This is a genomic window from Enterobacter sp. Tr-810 (genome assembly GCF_011752765.1).
Classification (GTDB): Bacteria; Pseudomonadota; Gammaproteobacteria; order Enterobacterales; family Enterobacteriaceae; genus Enterobacter; species Enterobacter soli.
The window spans coordinates 99,792-120,607 of the sequence record NZ_VWWW01000005.1 but is presented as its reverse complement, the minus strand read 5'-3'; the positions used below and the strand labels follow the sequence as shown (position 1 = coordinate 120,607).

The following is a 20,816-nucleotide window of genomic DNA, read 5'->3' as shown; positions in this document are numbered from 1 at the left end:
ATGAACTGTGCGCTCAACACTCACCGTTTGTATTCCATTCTCTCTGTCTGTTTTGCCATTATCTATGAAATACCTGCTTGCTGATGTCCTCGTCTATAGCGACGAAGACGGATCGTTTTCTCTTATCGGTGCGCCAGAAGAAGAGCCTCAGATGCTCACCGGCACGGCGAACGCCATCATGAAACTGCTGGTCGCCCACCACGGCAATGTCATTGAGCGCGAAGGCTTTTTGCGCGACGTCTGGGACGAACGCGGCCTTCAGGGCTCAAATAATTCGCTCAACCAGTACATCAGCATCCTGCGCAAAATGCTGGCAAGTCTTGTCCCTGATACCGGGTTCATCGTCACCGTGCCCAAAATGGGGTTTATGCTGAGTGCAGATATTCCGGTCACCCCGCTACGCAGTGCCGAAACGCAGAGTCTGCCGGTTAAAAAACCGCGCCGCTGGCGCTACGAACTGCTGTTTTGCAGTGCGCTGACCCTTTGCGTGCTGGCGCTGTGCATCTGGTCGTTGGTGATCAAGCAAAACCAGGATCACGCGAAAATGCACCTGCTGACCCACATCGGCGAGTGCCCGGTCTACACCTTTTCCCCGCTGGCAGATGTGTTTCACAGCAAGGCCATCACACTTGCTCAGAATATCCAGCATGATGGCAACCTTCCCTGTCTGAAGAACTCCATCTTTTATCTGCACATTCAAAATACGCTTTTCTATGGTCACGAAGGGCGGTTAGTGCTCTCTCAATGCTCCCTGACACAGGGTAAAGCCAGCGCCTGCCGCACGCTTTACACTTACGAGTGGTAACCATGACGCGCAAAAAAATGGCGCTGATTATCGCCTTCAATCTGATCCTTGCCGTTGTGGCGCTGCTCTGGTATCGCCACACGCCGCCGTTTTCCCTTGTCTGCCAGGGAAATATAACTTTTTCCGACCTGCGTGCTACCAGCTCGTTCCGCTTTGAAGGGGGCGTTACCCTGCGTTTTCATACCGATGGCACCGGGTATTTCACCCTTAATGGGGACGTCTTCAATGACCAGCATCAGTGGCAGGTGTCCCGCCAGGAAACGTTTAGCTGGCAGAAAATGCAAAATTCGCTCTATGAAATCACCATCCTGAAGATTGAAAAATTTGGTCACGATGAACTGCCAGCTGGCATTTTTGAGAAGTACATTGCGGGTTTAACGCTGGGCAAGAAAAGGCTGATCACGCTGGAGCGCACGCCTGAAGATGCGATGGTGATCAGTAACTTCTACTCGCCACTGCTGATCTGCGCAGATTAAGCCGCTCAGATCGGAAAAAGAAAAAAACAGCGCCCAACCCACCCCCGGGCGCTGCATGGCAACTAGAAGGTGATCACCCCTTTTATCAGCTCGCGGTTGTTAATCACATCGTTCTCATAATGTTCAGCAAGGGTAGCAAACGGGTAGCGGTGGGTCAGCATCATATCGGCGGTCAGTTTGCCTTCCGCCATCAGCCGCCCCACTTTGGCGAAATCTTCCGGCGTGGCGTTTCGGCTGCCCATCATGGTGGTTTCTTTCTTGTGGAACTCAGGGTCGGAGAACTGTAAGTCGCCTTTAAACAGGCCAACAAAAACAATGCTTCCCCCATGGCGGATCAGGTTCACGGTGTTATTCATCGCGCGGGCGTTGCCCGTGGCATCAATGACTTTTTGCGCCAGCGAACCGCCAAACTGCGCGCGCAGCAGGGCATCAAAATCATCGGCTGACGGGTCGATAACCGGCACACCCAGCCTGGCAATAACATGTTCCCGCCTTGCCGGGCTGGTGTCTGCCACCACCACCTGCGCACCGTCGGCTTTGGCAATTGCCGCCGCGCCCAGGCCAATCGGCCCGGCGCCCACCACCAGAACCTGCTCACCCACGGCAATAGCGGCCCGACGCACCGCATGAGCACTGATGGCGTAAGGCTCAATCAGCGCCGCGGCCTGGGGATCAATGCCTTCTGCAACCAGTAAATTATCAACCGGCACAGACAGATACTCACTGAAGCCGCCATCCTGGTGAACGCCAATCACTGAAATCTTCTCACAGCAGTTGGTACGCCCGCTGAGGCAGGCCGGACACTGCTGACAGGCAACGTAGGGAATAACCGCAACCTGCTGCCCGGGTTTAATTTTTTTAATATTTCCACCCAGTGCTATAACCTCACCACATATTTCATGACCCAGCACCCGAGGGTAGCTGAAAAAGGGTTGATTCCCGCCCCACGCATGTATATCCGTGCCACAAATGCCTACCGTTTTTATTTTAATTAATGCCTCACCGTTGCCTGGCGCTGGAATTTTTCTTTCTTTCCAGATTAATTTCTTTGGCTCATGACAAATCAGCACATTCATTGTGGACATGGTTTTTCTCTCCCGTTTTTCTGTTGCCTCAGATATCGATGAAAAATAAATTGCGGGAGAAACCGAAAACATAAATTGTGAAAAGCCACTCATAAAAATGTTTTAAATCGGGTTTTAATACCCAAAAACGGAGGCCAGCATGAGTCGTTCACAAAATTTACGCCACAATGTGATTAACCAGGTGATTGACGATATGGCCCGCGGCCATATCCCCTCGCCGTTGCCATCCCAGAGCGCGCTGGCAGAAATGTACAACATCAGCCGCACCACGGTGCGCCACATCCTGAGCCATCTGCACGAATGCGGCGTGCTGACCCCGGTGGGCAGCGACTACGTCATCACCCGCAAACCCGATCCTGACGATGGTTTTGCCTGCACCAGCCAGTCACTCACCGAACAGACCCGGCTGTTTGAACAGGCTTTTTTCACCATGATCAATCAGCGTCAGCTACGGGCCGGCGAGACATTCTCGGAGTTACAGCTGGCCAGAGCCGCAGGCGTCAGTCCGGTAGTGGTAAGAGAATATCTTTTAAAATTCGGACGTTACAATCTTATCCAGAGTGAAAAACGCGGTCAGTGGAGCATGAAGCAGTTTGACCAGGCCTATGCAGAGCAACTGTTTGAGCTGCGGGAAATGCTCGAAACTCATGCCTTGCAGCACTTTCTCAATTTGCCTGACGATGACCCCCGCTGGCTGGAAGCGAAAACCCTACTGGAACGCCACCGGATGCTGCGCGACAGCATCGGCAGCAGTTTTCGCATGTTTTCCCAGCTTGACCGCGACTTTCACGCCCTGTTGCTTTCCGCTGCCGGAAATATCTTTTTTAATCAGTCTCTTGAGATAATTTCGGTGATCTTCCACTTCCACTATCAGTGGGATGAAAGCGATCTCAAACAGCGCAACATCATCGCGATAGACGAGCACATGACCATTCTAAGCGCGTTGATCTGCCGCAGCGACCTCGATGCCACCCTGGCACTGTGTAACCATTTGAATTCAGCCAAACAATCGATGATTCGGTCGATCAATCAGAGCACTGCCGGTGCGCATTAAGAACAGATTAAAAACAGCAAATGTCTATCAACCGCACGGTTTCATCAAATTTAAAACGCCGGATAAATATCCCTTACCTATGCTCACGAACAGTCGACTGAATTTAAAAACATTTCGTGAGCGGTGGTGAAGGTTATTTTACTACTGATTTTAATAATCCATTTCGGGCAACAACAGATTGCCCGAACAATAAAAATATAACATTCAGGAGTCCGGCGTGGAAAAGAACAATATTACCCTGGATCCACGGTCGTCGTTTGATACGGCCTCACCAAGCGATATTCCCGTCCCGCCAGAGGGAATGGTTCAACGCAGTAGCAGAATAAAACGCATTCAGACAACCGCCATGTTCCTTTTATTTTTTGCGGCTGTCATAAATTATCTCGACCGCAGTTCGCTGTCGGTGGCGAATTTAACCATTCGCGATGAACTCGGGCTCAGCGCAACGCAAATCGGCGTGCTGTTGTCCGTTTTCTCACTGGCCTATGGGATAGCCCAGCTGCCCTGTGGCCCTCTGCTGGATCGCAAAGGTCCGCGGATTATGCTCGGCCTCGGGATGTTCTTCTGGTCGCTGTTTCAGGCCTGTTCCGGCCTGGTGCACAGTTTTACGCAGTTTGTGCTGGTGCGTATCGGGATGGGCATCGGTGAAGCGCCGATGAACCCGTGCGGCGTCAAGGTGATCAACGACTGGTTTAACATCAAAGAGCGCGGTCGCCCGATGGGGCTGTTCAATGCGGCATCGACCATTGGCGTAGCAATCAGCCCACCCATCCTGGCAGCGATGATGCTGGTAATGGGCTGGCGCGGCATGTTTATCACCATCGGTGTGCTGGGGATCTTTCTCGCGATTGGCTGGTACATGCTCTACCGTAACCGTGAGCAAATCGACCTCACCGGCGTCGAGCAGGCTTATCTGAATGCCGGTAGCGTGAATACCCGCCGCGATCCGCTGAGTTTTGCCGAATGGCGCAGCCTGTTTCGCAATCGCACCATGTGGGGGATGATGCTGGGCTTCAGCGGCATTAACTACACCGCATGGCTGTATCTGGCGTGGCTGCCGGGCTACCTGCAAACCGCCTATAACCTGGATTTAAAAAGCACCGGCCTGATGGCAGCCATCCCGTTCCTGTTTGGCGCAGCCGGGATGCTGATAAACGGTTTCGTCACCGACTGGCTGGTAAAAGGCGGTATGGCCCCCGTCAGGAGCCGTAAAATCTGTATCATCACCGGAATGCTGTGTTCGGCTGCATTTACCTTTGTCGTGCCCAATGCCACCACCTCAATGGGAGCGGTGCTGCTGATTGGTATGGCGCTGTTTTGCATCCATTTTGCCGGCACCTCCTGCTGGGGACTGATCCACGTTGCCGTGGCTTCCCGCATGACGGCGTCCGTCGGGAGTATTCAGAACTTCGCGAGCTTTATCTGCGCATCGTTCGCGCCTGTCGTGACCGGTTTTATCGTGGATACCACGCATTCATTCCGCCTGGCGCTGATCATCTGCGGATGCGTCACGGCCATTGGGGCGCTTGCGTATATTTTCCTTGTGCGCCAGCCGATTAGCGATCCGGGAAACCGTTAAGCGCAGGCAAATCCCGCTATACTTGCCGCCATGAAAATGACATTTCGCCCTACCACAGAGAATGACGTTGCCTGCCTGCCCGCCATCGAGCGCGCGGCAGGCCAGCGCTTTCGTGATTACCCGGAACTGGCCTGGCTTGCAGACGGTGACGGCATTGCCGTTGCGCAGCATCTCGCTTTCGCCGAACGCGGGTTAAGCTGGCTGGCACTGGTAGACGACCAGCCTGTGGGTTTTCTTCTTGCAGAAGCACATCCCTCCTCGCTGTTTATTGTGGAACTGTCGGTGCATCTGGACTGGCAGGGAAAAGGAATCGGTCGGCAGCTCATCGCCTGTGCAGGAGAACATGCCCGCGCGTTGGGGTTGGCTTCACTGACATTGACGACATTTCGTGATGTGCCGTGGAATGCCCCGTTTTACACGCGGCTGGGATTTGAAAGGGTGGATGCGTTAACGCCTGAACTGCGGCAGAAAAGAGAGGAAGAGGCCGCGCACGGTTTCGCATATGACTCTCGCTGCGCGATGCGGCTGCCTCTTTGATATTGCTACAACATCCTGATTCGTAGGCCGGGTAAGGCGAAGCCGCCACCCGGCACAGCGTGCAGGATTAGAACGTTTCCCAGTTATCGCCCGCATCGGCGGTCGCGGTTTTACGCGCCATCACCGGGGTCGCAACGGTTTTTGCCGAACCGAACTCGCGCGATTTCATCTGCTCCTGCTGAATGCGGAACACCGCAACAGCCTGGGTCAGACGGCTCGCCTGCTCTTCCAGCGCCGCAGCGGCCGCAGCAGACTCTTCCACCAGCGAGGCGTTCTGCTGGGTCACGCGATCCATCTCCGCCACCGCCAGGCCAACCTGGTCGATACCGCGGCTCTGCTCGTCAGACGCAGAGGCGATTTCACCCATGATGTCGGTGACGCGAGTGACGGCATTCACGATCTCGCCCATGGTTTCACCGGCGCTTTCTACCAGGGTAGAGCCCACTTCCACACGGCCAACAGAGTCTTCAATCAGGCTCTTAATTTCACGGGCCGCCTGGGCGCTGCGCTGTGCCAGGTTACGCACTTCACCGGCAACAACCGCAAAACCACGACCCTGTTCACCCGCACGCGCGGCTTCTACTGCGGCGTTCAGCGCCAGGATGTTGGTCTGGAACGCAATACCGTCGATCACGCTGATGATGTCAGCAATTTTCTGCGAACTTCCCGCGATGTCGCGCATGGTTTGCACCACGTTATCCACCACTTTGCCGCCTTTCTGCGCGGTTTCAGACGCGCTCAGCGCCAGGTTGCTCGCCTGACGGGCGTTCTCGGCGTTCTGCTTAACGGTTGCGGTCAGCTGTTCCATGCTGGCAGCCGTTTCTTCCAGGGAAGCCGCCTGCTGTTCAGTACGGGAAGAGAGATCGTTGTTGCCCATTGAGATCTCGCTCGCGCCGCTGTAGATGGCATTCGCGCCGTTACGCACGTCGCCCACGGTACGCACCAGCTCACCCTGCATATGACGCAGCGTGTCGGCCAGTTCGCCCATCTCGTTGGTGCCTTCCACGTCGATGCGCTTCACCAGGTCGCCGCTGGCGATATGGCGAATGCTGTCGATCAGACGGTTCAGCGGGGAGATCAGCGCCTGCTTGATACCCAGCCAGACGGCAACAATCACCACCAGCACGGCGATCAGCACGCTAATCAGCACCCAGATAGCCTGCGTGTAAGAGCTGTTGCTGTCCTCAACGGCGGTTTTGTAAAGCTGGTCGTTCTGTTGCAGGTAGTTTACGTACTGCTTCTCAAAACCGTCCTGGTAGCTCTGGGTCGGCTGGTCGAAGAAGGCGTTGATTTTACCTGCACCCAGCAGCTGGATCAGCTCAGCCAGCGCACCGTGATAAATATCGTAGTTACGTTTGATTTCCATCGCCGCCGCATCGCTTTGACGCGGGTCGCGTGGCAGGGCTTCGTAATCCGCCCAGTTTTTTTCCGCCTGTTTCAGGGACGCAGAGGCAATCTGCATTAAATCAGAAACGGTCGCGCCGCTGCCGATATTGCTCTGATCCATCATGTAGCGGATGCCCGCGCGGTTCAGGGTGTTACGGGTTTGCAGCAACGCCACCCAGCTGCCATTCAGCGTGGATTGTTGCTGGCGAATGGTTTGCAGGACGGTGAAGTTCTCTTTGTCATGCTTCAGGGCATTGAAGAAAAGACCACCGGAGGTGAGTTGTAAGAGGCCAAAAATAGCTAAGACCAGCAATAAACTGGTGACAATCTTGATACGGTTTAACATGTTTTCTCTTTCCATCAGACAGATAACAGAATTTTCGGCCTGGAAAAGGAAAACTTTACGAAAAACGTACTAACAAGAGGGACAAAATCCCCCTTGTTATGTTGATGAACCCGATGATTATTTCAGCAATGCCGATATATCCCTGAAAAGTGAATGGGTTATCTCCACGCCGTCGCGATTTGCCCGCTCGCGGGATTGGTAGCGACGCTCTCCTGGCAATCGCGCCCCCTGCTGCTGCATTCCGCTAAAGAGTGTTTCGGCGCGTGCCAGATGGGTTGCGGCGTCATCCCCCAGAAAACGCGTCGGGTCGAGCGCCAGGATCAGCTCTCCACCATAAGGCAGGCCGCCTGCGCCGTTATCCCACGCCAGCGATTCCGCACTGGTCATATCGCCGATCAGCGGCCCGGCCAGCAGTTCCACCATCGCCGCCAGCGCCGAGCCTTTATGCCCGCCGAAGGTCAGCATCGCGCCGTCGAGAATCGCTTGCGCATCCGTGGTGGCCTGACCGTCGCTGTCGATACCCCACCCTTCCGGCACCGCTTTACCCGCACGTTGATGTAGCTGTATCTCACCACGCGCCGCCGCACTGGTGGCCATATCAAAAATAAACGGCGGTTTATCGCCGCGCGGCCAGCCAAAAGCGATCGGGTTGGTGCCAAACAGCGGTTGTGTGCCGCCCGCAGGAGCCACCCATGCATGGCTCGGCGTGGTCGCCAGCGCCACCAGGCCTGCTTCCGTCAGCGGTTCAACATCCGCAAACAGGGCGGAAAAGTGCACGCAGCGGTTGATTGCCAGCGCGGCAATCCCGCTGTGCCGTGCCTTTTCCATCAGCAGCGGCAGCGCACGTTCGAACGCCAGCAGGGAAAATGCCCCGCCAGCATCCGCTTTCACGATGGCGGGGGCGGTATCGGTGATCACCGGCTCGACGTCTGGCGACACCTTCCCTTTACGCAGCGTTTCGACAATGCCCAGTAACCGCCACAAACCGTGCGAAGCGCAGCCATCGCGCTCGCCGTGGGTGACGTTTTTCGCCACCGCGGCGGCGTGCGCCTCGCTGAATCCGTTCCCGCGCAGCACCTTATGTGCCAGCGCATAAGCCTCTGTTAACGAGAGGTTTACCATCTCCATTACCGACTCCTCTACTCTTCTTCGTCTCCGGTAAAGTTAGCCTGTGGCAGGCAGGTTCGCTCGCCCCAGTAGTAAATTCCCAGCGACATCACCGCCACCAGCACCGTATCCCACGGATGACCAATCACCCCTGTGCCGCCAAAACTGCCAAGCCACGAGAAAAGCATAATCAGCGCGTAGAAAGCGATTAACCACAGGGAAGATTTCACCTGCTGCGCCAGGCTCACGGTGTGGACAGGCACTTTTGATTTACACATCACGTAGACCACAAACATCACAATCTGCAATCCCAGCAACCATGACAGCGTACCCCAGCCAGACCAGAAGACAATCAGTGCTGAAATCACAAACGACACCGGGCCGATAATCCCGAAGGCACGCACACGGAACGGACGAGGCAGATCCGGCGCATTACGGCGCAGCCCCGCCGCCGTGACCGGGGCGATGGCATAGCTCAGCACCAGTGCGGCCGACACCACGCTAATCAGTTGCTCCCAGGACGGGAACGGCAGCGTCCAGAAGATAGACATGGCGAAGGTCAGCCACAGCGCCGGACGCGGAATACCCGACTCTTTATCAATATGGGTGAACGCCTTAAAAAACGTCCCCGCTTTCGCCCAGCCATAAATCACGCGCGGGGTGGCGTTCATGTAGATATTGCCGGTGCCGCTTGGGGAGACAATCGCGTCGCACACCACCATAAACGCCAGCCAGCCCATCCCGAGCGTAATGGCAATATCGCGGTACGGCAGCGAGAACTGTTTGCTGATCTCCGCCCAGCCGCTACCAAGCATTTCGGTTGGGATACTGCCAAGAAACGCCAGTTGCAGCAGCACGTAAATAATCGTCGACAACACTACCGATAAAATCAGCGCCACCGGGATTGTCCGCTGTGGGTTCTGTACTTCGCTCGCCACCGAGATAATCGGCGTCAGCCCCAGGTAAGCAAAAATAATCCCCCCGGCGCTGATCGCCGCCTCAACGCCGGACATACCAAACGGCGCAACCCCCTGCACGTGCAGGTTTTCAGGCTTGAAAAAGGTAAACAGGGTGACGACAACCGCCAGCGGCACCAGAAACTTCAGAATACTGATAATGTTGTTGGAGCGAGCAAACGTTTTGACGCTGTAGTAGTTCAGTCCAAAGAAGAAACAGAGCAGTAAAAACTGCACTACCCAGCCCAGCAGCGTCGGGTCGCTTGAGCCTGGCTGCGTCAGCATCGGGAACCAGGCCGCCGCATACTGGCGCGCGGCAACAATCTCAATGGAGATCAGGCTGGAGAACGCAATCAGCGTAATAAAGCCCAGCAGATACCCCATCAGCTCACCGTGGGAAAACACCGGATAACGGATAATCCCCCCGGCACGCGGCAGCGCCGCCCCCAGTTCGCAATAGACAATCCCCAGCAGCAGCACGGCAATCCCGCCGATAATCCACGAGGCAATCCCCGCTGGCCCGGCAATTGAGGCCACATGGCTTGCGGCAAACAGCCAGCCGGAGCCGAATATCGCCCCAAGACCAATAAACGTCAGGTCAGTTAGCGTAAGCTGCTTTTTAAATTTCCCCGACTCAACAACGCGGGACGATGTTTGATGCGTAGAGTGAATCGTCATGGTCATGCCCTTCAGTCAACAGAGGGGGAAATGGCTTCCCGGGTCCACTGCCCGTTAATCAGGCGCAGCAGGTTCAGAGGGTTAGCATCCTGGACAGCAGGCGGCAGCAGTGCGGCGGGCACATTTTGCAGGCACACCGGACGCAAAAAACGTTCGATGGATTTTGTTCCGACGGAGGTTCCGCGTGAATCGGTGGTGGCAGGCCACGGGCCGCCGTGCACCATCGCATCACACACTTCCACGCCGGTCGGATACCCGTTGAACAGCACGCGCCCGGCTTTTTCGCTCAGGGCAGGCAACAGTCGCTGTGCCAGCGGGCCGTCGTCAGATTCCGCGTGAACCGTTGCCGTCAGCTGACCCTGAATGGCGCGCAGAACCGCCTGCATTTCAGCCTCGTCAGCCACTTCCACCAGCACCGCCAGCGGGCCAAACACCTCATGCTGCAACAGCGGATCCTGCGCCAGCAGCAGCGAAACCGGAGCCTGATACAGACGAGCCTGCGCCTGCCCGCGAACCGCCTCATCATTGCCCGCCAGCCGTTGCATATCGGGATGTGCCTCAAACGCGCTGACGCCGTCTTGATAATGGGCAAGCGTTGGGGTATTGAGCATGGTCTGCGCCGGAGCCTGATCCACCGCTTCTTTCAGCGTCTGCGTGAAGCGGGCCATACCTTCGCCCCGCAAGACGAGGATCAGCCCGGGCTTGGTACAAAACTGGCCGCAGCCTAGAGTAAAAGAGGCCACCAGTTCCTTCGCCAGCACCTCTGCCCGGGTGGCTAACGCCTGCGGCAGAATAAGCAGCGGGTTAATGGCCGACATTTCCGCAAAGACCGGGATCGGCTGCGGACGCTGCTGCGCAAGCTGCCAGAGCGCCTTACCCCCGCGCAGCGAGCCGGTAAACCCAACCGCCTGGATCGCCGGATGACGCACCAGCTCCGCGCCAATATCGGTGCCGAAAATCATGTTAAACACGCCCGCAGGAAGGGCGGCTTTCTCCACCGCACGCACAATGGCCTGGGCGGTGAGTTCAGCCGTCGCCATATGCCCCGGATGGGCTTTCACCACCACCGGACAGCCCGCCGCCAGCGCGGAGGCGGTATCGCCCCCTGCGGTGGAAAACGCCAGCGGGAAATTGCTGGCACCGAAGACGGCCACCGGGCCCAGCGCCGTCAGGTACTGGCGCAGATCCGGGCGCGGCAGCGGCTGGCGCGCAGGCAGCGCGGTATCGATACGCACGCCGAAGGCATCCCCGCGACGCAGCACGCCGGCGAACATGCGTAGCTGATTGCTGGTCCGGGCGCGCTCTCCCTGCAAGCGCGCCAGCGGCAGCGCCGTCTCCTGTTGCGCGATGGCAAAAAAGTCCTCGCCGAGTAAATCCAGCTCGTCGGCGAGGGTATCGAGAAAGCGGGCGCGCACCTCAGGCGAGGTCTGCGAATAAACAGGGAATGCCTGTTCCGCCGCCAGTGCCGCAGCGGCGGCCTCCTCGCGGGAGGCCGGGTAAAAACGGTATCCGGTGGGTTCACCGTCAGCGGCACGCAGGCCCGGCAGCGTCGCCTCACCGCTTGCCACGCGGCGTCCGGCGATAAACTGCTGGCCTGTTACAGAGAGAGGTAAAGTCATCGTCACTCCTTTTCTTAAAGGCCAACGTCAGGCAGCTGTGGTCGGGTCGCCAGCGCCTTCTCTACAATCGCTACCACTTCCGCACGGGTTTCGCCTTCCAGCGCCAGGCGCGGCGGACGGGTAATGGCGCTGCCGCGACCGAGAAGCTCTTCGCAAAGCTTGATGCACTGCACCAGATCCGGGCGCGCATCCAGATGCAGCAGTGGCATAAACCAGCGGTAAAGCGCCATCGCTTCTTCATAGCGCTGCTGTTTTGCCAGACGGAACAACGTCTCCCCTTCACGCGGGAAGGCGTTCGACATCCCGGAGATCCAGCCTTCTGCCCCCACGGCGATGCTCTCGACCACCACGTCATCCAGCCCGGCGAACAGCACAAAGCGGTCGCCAACGGAGTTACGCAGGTCGATAAAACGGCGGGTATCGCCGGAAGAGTCTTTAAAGCAGACGATGTTGTCGCAGTCGGCGAGCGTCGCCAGGATGTCCGGCGTCACGTCGTTTTTGTAAATTGGCGGGTTGTTGTAGACCATGATTGGCAGGTCAGTGGCGGTTGCCACGCTGCGGAAGTGGGCCGCGGTTTCATACGGTTTTGACGAGTACACCAGCGCAGGCATCACCATAATGCCGTCCACACCCACACGCTCGGCCTCTTTCGCCATCTTCTGCGCGAAGGCGGTGGTAAATTCTGCGACGCCGGCAATAACCGGGATCTGGCCGCCTGCTGCGTCTTTCGCCACTTCGATAATTTGCAGCTTTTCCTGCGTGGTCAGAGAGGTGTTCTCGCCCACGCTGCCGCATACCACCAGGCCGGAAACACCATCCTTGACCAGGTTTTTCATCACCGCATGGGTGGCATCCAGATCGACAGAATAGTCGCTACGAAACTGGGTGCTGACTGCCGGGAATACACCGCTCCAGTGAATGGCTTTCTTGCTCATGTTCGGTTCCTTGTCGTCAATTTGTTAAATCAAAGTGAATGAATGGTGAATATTCACTGACAGATTGACGTTTCAGGCGGCCGACGGCTTGGTGGTTTTCCTCCCCTTTGATGACGAAATTAGCACAGTGCGTTTCTCTTACCCGACCAGCGTGACGCGAAAATCACGCGGTGTGGAGCCGGTCATGGCCTTGAACTGGCGGCTAAAGGCGCTGTGATCGGTATAGCCACATTGCAGGGCAATATCGGTAATCGGCGTATCGCCCGCCAGCAATTCAGTCGCTTTTTCCAGGCGGACTTTGTGGATCATCTGACGCGGGGTGAGATGGAAAATGCGCTTACAGTAGCGTTCGATTTGCGCCACCGACATACCGCTCAGCGCGGTGAGCTCCTCCATCGCGATCGGCCGGTGGTAATGATTGCGGATATGATCGTCGACGATCGCCAGCCGCTGCCACGCCGGGTGCCGTGCCTGCGCTTCCTGCAAGTCGTGCGAAATACCCGCCATACCGATCACCTGGCCCTGCGCATCCCGCAGCGCCAGCTTCTGGGTCAGACACCAGCCGCGCTCGCGGCCGTTATAGAGATGCATTTCCAGCTGGTCGCGCAACGTCACCCCTTCGCGCAACACCCGCATATCCTGCTCGGTATAGCCCTGCCCCAGCGCGGAAGGGAAAACATCGGCCGAGGTTTTCCCCAGCAGAGAAACCACCGTCTTAAACCCGCAGCGACGCGCCAGGGTCATATTGACCATCAGATAACGCGCCTGCACGTCTTTGACAAAAAACACCACATTAGGAATGGCATTCAGCAACGGCGCAATCAACGCCATTGCATGAAGCAACGTCTGAATATTGTCCGGACGCTGGCGCGCCAGCCCTTCACAAATCTGGCTCAGTTCAGCCACTTCCAGCGCTGGCGAGGGTGCCAGCACATCATCAATAACACAGGACATAACGCTTCCTCCCGATTAGTGAGCTGGATCTTTATTAACTTTTCGTTAACTCATCAAGCGCCCTTTCCGCGTTTTGCGATCCTGACACAGGTTTATGATTTACCCTGTTTCATCCACTGGCGCAGCTGCCCTTTTTGGTTTACCACAACACCAACAGAATGATTAATAAGAAATAAATATGAATTTCACTTAAGAATGAAACCGGTCACTGTGCCGATTTCGTCATTTCTGGTGGCGAAAGCGATCAAGCAGGAATGCCAGCCTTACGCCAGCATTTAGCAACAAGGTGTTAACTTTCCGGAGATCCCATGACAGCGCAGCATAGCGAACTGAGAGTAATTGACTCCCACACCGGCGGCGAACCGACCCGCCTGGTCATCGACGGTTTTCCGGACCTGGGCACAGGAAACATGGCCGAACGCCGGGATCGCTTCGCGCACGACTATGACGACTGGCGCAAAGCCATCATTCTTGAGCCACGCGGCAACGACGTCCTGGTCGGCGCCCTGCTCTGTAAGCCGGTTTCACCGCAGGCCACGGCGGGGGTTATCTTCTTCAACAACAGCGGTTTTCTGAACATGTGCGGCCACGGCACGATCGGCCTGATCGCCTCACTGGCCTGGCTTGGGCGCATTCAGCCGGGTAAACATCTGATTGAAACTCCGGTGGGTGATGTGACCGCCACGCTGCACGAAGACGGCAGCGTTTCGGTAGAAAACGTCCCGGCGTATCGCTGGCGCAAACAGGTGCAGGTTGAAACCGCGCACGGCACGGTAACGGGCGATATCGCCTGGGGCGGGAACTGGTTCTTCCTCGTCAACGATCATCCGTTCGCCGTGATACCGGACCAGATCCCGCAGTTAACGGAGTATGCATGGGCAATCCGGGAAGGGTTAGAACGCGCGGGGATCCGCGGCGAACATGACGGCATTATCGACCATATTGAACTCTTCGCAGAAGATGACCGGGCAGACAGCCGCAGCTTTGTGCTCTGCCCAGGAAAAGCCTGGGATCGCTCTCCCTGCGGCACCGGCACCAGCGCCAAGCTGGCCTGTCTGGCAGAGGACGGCAAACTCCGGCCCGGGGAAAGCTGGCGGCAGGCGAGCATCATCGGCAGCGAATTTACCGCCCATTTCGTGCCACAGGGCAACAAAATCATCCCGACGATCCGCGGTGAGGCGTGGGTCTGCGGCGACAACCGGCTGATCCTCAATCCTGACGATCCGTTCCGCTGGGGGATCACGTTGTGACCGAAACCGACGTCATTGTCATAGGTGCCGGGATCATCGGCTCCGCCTGCGCCTGGCAACTGGCAAAGCGTGGGCAACGGGTCACGCTGGTAGACGACGGCAACGCAGGCGCAACGGCGGCAGGAATGGGCCATCTGGTGTGTATGGATGACGATCCCGCCGAACTGACCCTTTCAGCCTGGTCTCTGGCGCGCTGGCGGGAACTGACGCCCCACATGCCGGAAAGCTGCGCCTGGCGCGGATGCGGCACGCTGTGGCTGGCGGAAACGCCGCAGGAGCTTGCGCTGGCAGAGGAAAAACAACAGCGGATGGCGCAATACCAGGTCGCCAGCGACTTACAGACCCGCGACCAGCTTGCCGCGCGTGAGCCACTGCTCACCTCCCGGCTTCGCGGCGGGCTGTGGGTGCCCGGAGACGGAATTGTTTACGCGCCGAACGTCGCCCGCTGGTTTATTGAAGATGCCGGTGTCACGCATCTTCGTGACCGCGCCCTCGCGGTCGATGCCCCTTACGTCACCCTGCACAGCGGCAAACGCCTGCGCGCGGGCGCCATCGTCATCGCCTGCGGGCTGGGCGCCAACAGGCTGCTGGATGAAAACTGGCTGCGGGCGAAAAAAGGCCAGCTGGCGATCACCGATCGCTACGGCCCGTTGCTCAGCCACCAGTTGGTGGAACTGGGATACGGTGCCAGCGCCCATGCGGGCGGCACCTCGGTGGCATTTAATATCCAGCCGCGCCCGACCGGACAACTGCTGATTGGCTCTTCCCGCCAATTTGACAACACCGACCGCGAGATAGATTTGCCCCTTCTGGCAACCATGCTGGCGCGTGCGCGTCATTTTTTACCCTGGCTGGAGAGTCTGAATATCATCCGCTGCTGGAGCGGTTTTCGGGCTGCATCGGCAGACGGCAACCCGCTCATCGGCCCGCACCCCACGCGCCCGGGGATCTGGCTGGCGCTGGGGCACGAAGGGCTGGGCGTCACCACCGCCCCCGCAACCGCCGAACTGCTCTGCGCGCAGATCCTCGGCGAACATCCGGCCGTTTCTCCGGATGCCTGGCTCCCCGCGCGGCTGCACAAACAGGAGGCCATCGCATGACAACCCTGAACCTGATTATCGAAGGTGAACCCTGTGATGTTCCTGCGGGCATCAGCGTCGCAGCGGCGCTGGCACTGACGGGCGATGGCGTGACGCGCCGTTCGGTCAGCGGTGAGCCGCGCGCGCCTTTCTGCGGCATGGGCGTTTGCCAGGAGTGCCGCGTCACGGTGAATGGACGGCGAGTGCTGGCCTGCCAGACGGAATGCCAGCCCGACATGGTGATAGAAAGGAGCCAACATGCGAACGTTTGACTGCGAGATCCTTGTCCTCGGCGCAGGTCCAGCCGGACTATCGGCGGCACTGGCCGCCGCACGCTGCGGAAAATCAGTTATCGTCCTGGACGACAACCCGCGTCCTGGCGGGCAAATCTGGCGCGATGGCCCGCAGGTTTCGCTGCCTCCGCGCGCCTTACGTCTGCGTCAGGCGGTGGCGGAACAGCCAGGCATAACGCTGCTTAACGGTGCCCGGCTGATTGCCCGCCCTGCACCGCATTCCGTGGTGTTTGAAACCGCAGACACATGCGGCGCGATCCGCTGGCAGCGATTAATTTTATGCTGCGGCGCGCGGGAGCTCTCCCTGCCTTTTCCCGGCTGGACGCTTCCCGGCGTAACGGGTGCCGGTGGGTTACAGGCGCAGATTAAACATGGCCTGCCGCTCAACGGTGAGCGGGTGGTCATCGCCGGAAGCGGGCCGCTGCTGCTGGCGGTTGCCAGTACGGTGAAACGCGCAGGCGGGAATATCGTTGCCATCATCGAACAGGCGCCGGTCAGCGCGCTGGCCCGGTTCGCGGCAGGGCTCTGGCGCTGGCCGGAAAAGCTGCTCCAGCTCAGCGAGCTTTTTCCGGCCCACTATCGCCCGGCAAGCCAGGTTATCCATGCCAGGGGAGATGCACATCTTCAGTCCGTGACCGTACGCCACGGCGGGAAAAATCAGGAAATAGCCTGTGACAGGCTGGCGATCGGCTACGGACTGGTGCCCAATCTCGAGCCGGGTCTTATCTTCGGCTGCGCAACCGAAAATCAGGCTATCCGGGTCGATGCGTCTCAACGCACCAGCGTGGAGGATATCTATGCTGCGGGGGAGTGCACCGGCTTTGGCGGCAGCGAGCTGGCGCTGGCCGAGGGGGAAGTTGCGGGCTATATGGCGGCAGATAACCCCGGGAAGGCAGAAAAAGCTCTTGCCGCCCGTGCCCGCTGGCAGCGTTTCGCCCGGGCGCTTCATGCCACATTCGCCTTACCGAAATCGCTAAAAGACGTTATCACAGCGGATACCCTGCTGTGCCGCTGCGAAGATGTGCGCTGTGGCGATGTGCAAAATGCCGAAAGCTGGCAGGCGGCGAAGCTCGCCTCGCGCTGTGGCATGGGTGCCTGCCAGGGGAAAACCTGCGCCACCAGCGCCCGCTGGCTGTACGGCTGGCCGCTGCCGCACCCGCGCGAGCCACTTTCCCCTGCGCGTATCGACACGCTCATCCATCTGGCAAAACCAGAGGCCTGAGTTACTCTTCTTCCCCGCGCTCTGCGATATGGCGGTTGCCGAGCGCGATAAACTCTTCCAGCAGCGCCGTCAGCTGCTGCATTTTCTCCGGCGTATATTCCGCCTCAATCTGCTGATAAGCCTCTTCTACCTGCGCCTGGGCGTGTTCATACAGCGCGTTACCCTCTTTGGTCAGCGACACGTACAGCTTGCGCTGGTCGTTCACCGGCTTTAAGCGCAGCACCAGCCCGTCGCGCTCCATACGCGTGAGAATGCCCGTCAGGCTCGGGCGCAGAATGCAGGTCCGAAACGCCAGATCGTGAAAATCCATCGACGGATGTTCAGCCAGCACGCGCACAATGCGCCACTGCTGTTCGGTCAGGTTATGCCGCTTCACAATCGGGCGGAAGTAAGACATCGCCGCTTCCCGCGCCTGTAATAACGCGATGGTTAATGAGTCATGCATAGCCACTCCCGGAAATCATTAACAAGTAAACAATTCAAAAAAGCTGTTTTTATAAACAACACGTTTTTTGCCAAAAAGTCTAACAGAAACAACGCGATTTTGTTAACACAATGATAAATAAATAATTTTAATTTTATATGTAAGTTTATTGTTATTCCTATCACAAAATCTTCACTTCTGATTGCGAAACAAACAGCAAAAGCATAAAACCAGATCATTAACATATTAATGAAATCAAAATCCGGACCTCCGGCCTGAGGAGTAGTCAATGAAAGGTACTGTTTTTGCCGTCGCGCTGAATCATCAAAGCCAGCGTGAAACCTGGCGCGAAGCATTTGAAAAAGCCCCCTATAACACCCCGCCGAAAACCGCCGTCTGGTTTATTAAACCGGGCAACACCGTTATCCGTGCCGGCGAACCCATCCCGTTCCCGGAAGGTGAAACGGTGTTAAGCGGGGCCACGGTCGCGCTGGTGGTGGGGAAAACCGCCAGCAAGGTGCAGGCTGAAGACGCGGCGGAGTACATCGCAGGATACGCACTCGCCAACGAAGTGAGCCTGCCAGAAGAGAGCTTCTACCGCCCGGCCATCAAAGCCAAATGCCGTGACGGCTTCTGCCCTCTGGGTGAGCTTGTCGCCGTTGATAACGTCGATAACCTGACCATCATTACCGAAATCAATGGCCGCGAAGCAGACCACTGGAACACCGCAGATTTACAGCGCAGCGCAGCCGAACTGCTCAGCGCCCTGAGCGAATTTGCCACCCTGAATCCTGGCGATGCCATTTTGGTCGGCACACCGCAGGCCCGCGTGGCACTGCGTCCGGGCGATCGGGTGCGCATTCTGGCCGAAGGTTTCCCGACGCTGGAAAACCCGGTCGTCAACGAACGCGATATCACCCCTGCGCAAAACCCGCATTCACACCCCACGCTGTTTGCCCTGGGGCTGAACTACGCCGATCACGCCAGCGAACTGGACTTCAAACCGCCCACCGAGCCGCTGGTGTTTATCAAAGCCCCAAACACCTTTAACGGCGACCACCAGACGTCGGTACGCCCGGACAACGTGGAATACATGCACTACGAAGCTGAACTGGTGGTGGTCATTGGCAAAACCGCGCACAAGGTGAGTGAAGCCGACGCGATGGACTATGTCGCGGGCTATACGGTCTGTAACGACTACGCCATCCGCGACTACCTCGAAAACTACTATCGCCCGAATCTGCGCGTCAAAAGCCGCGACGGGCTGACGCCAATTTCCCCCAACATCGTGCCGAAAGCAGCCATTCCCGACCCGCACAACCTGGCCCTGCGCACCTTCGTAAACGGCGAATTACGCCAGCAAGGCACCACGGCAGACCTGATCTTCAGCATCCCGTTCCTGATTGCGTACCTGAGCGAATTTATGACCCTGCAACCGGGCGACATGATTGCCACCGGCACGCCGAAGGGGCTTTCCGACGTAGTGCCTGGCGACGAAGTGGTGGTGGAAGTGGAAGGCGTGGGCCGCCTGGTAAACCGAATTGTCAGTGAGGAGACGACAAAATGAAAAAGATAAACCATTGGATCAACGGCAAAAAAGTGGCGGGAAGCGAGTACTTCCACACCACTAATCCAGCCTCTGGCGAGGTGCTGGCAGAAGTGGCCTCCGGCGGTGAAGCTGAGGTAAACCAGGCCGTTGCGGCTGCCAAAGAGGCGTTCCCGAAATGGGCTAACCTGCCGATGAAAGAGCGCGCGCGCCTGATGCGCCGCCTGGGCGATCTGATTGACCAGAACGTACCTGAGATCGCCGCGATGGAAACCGCCGACACCGGCCTGCCTATCCATCAGACCAAAAACGTGCTGATCCCTCGCGCCTCGCACAACTTCGAGTTCTTCGCCGAAGTGTGCCAGCAGATGAACGGCAAAACCTACCCGGTCGATGACACGATGCTGAACTACACCCTGGTGCAGCCGGTGGGCGTGTGTGCGCTGGTGTCGCCGTGGAACGTGCCGTTTATGACCGCCACCTGGAAAGTGGCGCCGTGTCTGGCGCTGGGCAATACCGCAGTGCTGAAGATGTCTGAACTTTCCCCGTTGACCGCAGATCGTCTGGGCGAGCTGGCGCTGGAAGCCGGCATTCCGGCGGGCGTGCTGAACGTGGTTCAGGGCTATGGCGCGACAGCGGGCGATGCGCTGGTGCGTCATCACGATGTGCGCGCCGTCTCCTTCACCGGCGGCACCGCCACCGGGCGCAACATCATGAAAAACGCCGGGCTGAAAAAGTACTCGATGGAGCTGGGCGGCAAATCACCGGTGCTGATTTTTGAAGATGCCGATATCGAGCGCGCACTGGATGCCGCTCTGTTCACCATCTTCTCCATCAACGGCGAGCGCTGCACCGCCGGCTCGCGCATCTTCATTCAGCAGAGCATCTACCCGGAATTCGTCAAACGCTTCGCCGAGCGCGCCAACCGTCTGCGCGTGGGTGACCCCACCGATCCGAACACCCAGGTCGGCGCGTTGATTAGCCAGCAACACTGGGAAAAAGTCTCGGGTTATATCCGCCTCGGCATTGAAGAGGGAGCCACCCTGCTGGCGGGTGGCCCGGACAAACCCACCGACCTGCCTGCGCACCTGAAAGGCGGTAACTTCCTGCGCCCGACCGTGCTGGCAGATGTGAACAACCGGATGCGCGTGGCCCAGGAAGAGATCTTTGGGCCGGTCGCCTGCCTGCTGCCGTTTAAAGACGAAGCGGAAGGCCTGCGCCTGGCCAACGACGTGGAGTACGGTCTGGCGTCGTACATCTGGACGCAGGACGTGAGCAAAGTACTGCGCCTGGCGCGCAATATCGAAGCCGGGATGGTGTTTGTGAATACCCAGAACGTGCGCGACCTGCGCCAGCCGTTTGGCGGCGTGAAGGCCTCCGGCACCGGGCGCGAAGGTGGCGAGTACAGCTTTGAAGTGTTCGCTGAGATGAAAAACGTCTGCATCTCGATGGGCAACCATCCGATTCCAAAGTGGGGTATCTGAT

At 57.9% G+C, this 20,816-nt stretch carries 19 protein-coding genes; 11 read left to right on the top strand and 8 right to left on the bottom strand.

Going from position 1 to position 20,816, the window contains the following annotated elements; genetic code table 11:
- Positions 1-64 precede the first annotated feature (64 nt).
- Together F3J30_RS15360 and F3J30_RS15355 are read left to right on the top strand one after the other, a co-directional pair.
- On the top strand, positions 65-805 hold the full coding sequence (locus F3J30_RS15360; RefSeq protein WP_166717806.1) for a helix-turn-helix domain-containing protein: 741 nt from the start codon (positions 65-67) through the stop codon (positions 803-805).
- Between the two features lie 2 nt (positions 806-807).
- Positions 808-1,281 (top strand): hypothetical protein, encoded by a 474-nt coding sequence (locus F3J30_RS15355; RefSeq protein ID WP_166717805.1) that lies wholly within the window; start codon positions 808-810, stop codon positions 1,279-1,281.
- Positions 1,282-1,343: 62 nt separating this feature from the next.
- On the opposite strand, the gene F3J30_RS15350 is transcribed toward F3J30_RS15355, so the two are convergent.
- The gene (locus F3J30_RS15350) at positions 1,344-2,366 is read right to left on the bottom strand and encodes a zinc-binding alcohol dehydrogenase family protein (RefSeq protein ID WP_166717804.1); all 1,023 of its coding nucleotides are present in this window, start codon (positions 2,364-2,366) and stop codon (positions 1,344-1,346) included.
- 139 nt (positions 2,367-2,505) lie between these two features.
- On the opposite strand from F3J30_RS15350, the gene F3J30_RS15345 reads away from it, so the two are divergent.
- From F3J30_RS15345 to F3J30_RS15335, 3 genes are all read left to right on the top strand, one after another.
- Positions 2,506-3,420 (top strand): GntR family transcriptional regulator, encoded by a 915-nt coding sequence (locus F3J30_RS15345; protein ID WP_166717803.1) that lies wholly within the window; start codon positions 2,506-2,508, stop codon positions 3,418-3,420.
- A 217-nt stretch (positions 3,421-3,637) separates the two neighbouring features.
- Positions 3,638-4,999, top strand: a complete 1,362-nt coding sequence (locus F3J30_RS15340; RefSeq protein ID WP_166717802.1) for an MFS transporter — start codon at positions 3,638-3,640, stop codon at positions 4,997-4,999.
- Positions 5,000-5,029: 30 nt separating this feature from the next.
- Entirely contained in the window at positions 5,030-5,536 is a 507-nt protein-coding gene (locus F3J30_RS15335) for a GNAT family N-acetyltransferase (RefSeq protein ID WP_166717801.1), read from the top strand.
- 67 nt (positions 5,537-5,603) lie between these two features.
- Here the strand turns inward: F3J30_RS15335 and tsr are convergent, their stop codons facing one another.
- The 6 genes from tsr to F3J30_RS15305 form a co-directional block, all read right to left on the bottom strand.
- Positions 5,604-7,268 (bottom strand): methyl-accepting chemotaxis protein, encoded by a 1,665-nt coding sequence (tsr, locus tag F3J30_RS15330; protein ID WP_166717800.1) that lies wholly within the window; start codon positions 7,266-7,268, stop codon positions 5,604-5,606.
- Positions 7,269-7,385: 117 nt separating this feature from the next.
- Positions 7,386-8,396 (bottom strand): Ldh family oxidoreductase, encoded by a 1,011-nt coding sequence (locus F3J30_RS15325; RefSeq protein WP_014068762.1) that lies wholly within the window; start codon positions 8,394-8,396, stop codon positions 7,386-7,388.
- A gap of 11 nt (positions 8,397-8,407) precedes the next feature.
- Entirely contained in the window at positions 8,408-10,009 is a 1,602-nt protein-coding gene (locus F3J30_RS15320; RefSeq protein ID WP_166717799.1) for an APC family permease, read from the bottom strand.
- An 11-nt stretch (positions 10,010-10,020) separates the two neighbouring features.
- Positions 10,021-11,628 carry an aldehyde dehydrogenase (NADP(+)) gene (locus F3J30_RS15315; protein WP_166717798.1) on the bottom strand — a complete coding sequence of 536 codons (1,608 nt, stop codon included), beginning with the start codon at positions 11,626-11,628 and terminating at the stop codon, positions 10,021-10,023.
- 14 nt (positions 11,629-11,642) lie between these two features.
- Positions 11,643-12,563, bottom strand: a complete 921-nt coding sequence (locus tag F3J30_RS15310; RefSeq protein ID WP_166717797.1) for a dihydrodipicolinate synthase family protein — start codon at positions 12,561-12,563, stop codon at positions 11,643-11,645.
- 138 nt (positions 12,564-12,701) lie between these two features.
- Positions 12,702-13,517 carry an AraC family transcriptional regulator gene (locus tag F3J30_RS15305; RefSeq protein WP_166717796.1) on the bottom strand — a complete coding sequence of 272 codons (816 nt, stop codon included), beginning with the start codon at positions 13,515-13,517 and terminating at the stop codon, positions 12,702-12,704.
- 308 nt (positions 13,518-13,825) lie between these two features.
- Here F3J30_RS15305 and F3J30_RS15300 point away from each other — a divergent pair, with 308 nt between their 5' ends.
- The 4 genes from F3J30_RS15300 to F3J30_RS15285 are packed head-to-tail and all read left to right on the top strand — an operon-like array spanning position 13,826 to position 17,361.
- Positions 13,826-14,767: a 4-hydroxyproline epimerase gene (locus F3J30_RS15300; RefSeq protein WP_166717795.1), complete on the top strand. Its 942-nt coding sequence runs from the start codon at positions 13,826-13,828 to the stop codon at positions 14,765-14,767.
- Entirely contained in the window at positions 14,764-15,867 is a 1,104-nt protein-coding gene (locus tag F3J30_RS15295; protein WP_166717794.1) for an FAD-binding oxidoreductase, read from the top strand. Before F3J30_RS15300 ends, F3J30_RS15295 begins: the two co-directional genes overlap by 4 nt.
- Positions 15,864-16,118 carry a (2Fe-2S)-binding protein gene (locus tag F3J30_RS15290; RefSeq protein WP_166717793.1) on the top strand — a complete coding sequence of 85 codons (255 nt, stop codon included), beginning with the start codon at positions 15,864-15,866 and terminating at the stop codon, positions 16,116-16,118. Before F3J30_RS15295 ends, F3J30_RS15290 begins: the two co-directional genes overlap by 4 nt.
- Entirely contained in the window at positions 16,105-17,361 is a 1,257-nt protein-coding gene (locus F3J30_RS15285) for an FAD/NAD(P)-binding oxidoreductase (protein WP_166717792.1), read from the top strand. Before F3J30_RS15290 ends, F3J30_RS15285 begins: the two co-directional genes overlap by 14 nt.
- Before the next feature lies 1 nt (position 17,362).
- Here F3J30_RS15285 and hpaR read toward each other — a convergent pair whose 3' ends face one another.
- On the bottom strand, positions 17,363-17,806 hold the full coding sequence (gene hpaR / locus F3J30_RS15280; protein ID WP_166717791.1) for a homoprotocatechuate degradation operon regulator HpaR: 444 nt from the start codon (positions 17,804-17,806) through the stop codon (positions 17,363-17,365).
- 268 nt (positions 17,807-18,074) lie between these two features.
- Between hpaR and hpaG the strand changes: the two genes are divergently transcribed.
- Together hpaG and hpaE are read left to right on the top strand one after the other, a co-directional pair.
- Positions 18,075-19,352, top strand: a complete 1,278-nt coding sequence (hpaG, locus tag F3J30_RS15275; RefSeq protein ID WP_166717790.1) for a 4-hydroxyphenylacetate degradation bifunctional isomerase/decarboxylase — start codon at positions 18,075-18,077, stop codon at positions 19,350-19,352.
- Entirely contained in the window at positions 19,349-20,815 is a 1,467-nt protein-coding gene (gene hpaE / locus F3J30_RS15270; RefSeq protein WP_166717789.1) for a 5-carboxymethyl-2-hydroxymuconate semialdehyde dehydrogenase, read from the top strand. Before hpaG ends, hpaE begins: the two co-directional genes overlap by 4 nt.
- Position 20,816 lies beyond the last annotated feature (1 nt).